The organism is Opacimonas viscosa, assembly GCF_024199005.1.
Lineage (GTDB): Bacteria > Pseudomonadota > Gammaproteobacteria > Enterobacterales > Alteromonadaceae > Opacimonas > Opacimonas viscosa.
Genome location: NZ_JANATA010000313.1, coordinates 1 through 239 on the forward strand (window position 1 = coordinate 1; position 239 = coordinate 239).

Sequence of the window (239 nt, forward strand, 5' to 3'; positions counted from 1 at the left end):
AGTTCTCATAACAGATTATTTTTTGTTGAGGTTATGGGAAGAGATGTAGGTCATATAGCACTCAACGTTGGAGTAGGTGCTGGTGCAGAAGAGATTTTAATTCCAGAAGAAGATTTAGGATTAGATAGGTTATTAGAGTCATTACGACGAAGTAAACAATCCGGAAAATCATCAAGTATAGTTGTTGTTGCAGAAGGAGATAAAATAGGAAAAAACGTATTTGAACTAAAGGATTATGT

Annotated in this window: 1 protein-coding gene; it reads left to right on the plus strand. The window is 34.3% G+C overall.

Going from position 1 to position 239, the window contains the following annotated elements:
- Positions 1-239 (plus strand): 6-phosphofructokinase (locus tag NLF92_RS13740; protein ID WP_254102835.1); only part of this gene is annotated, 239 nt, incomplete at both ends.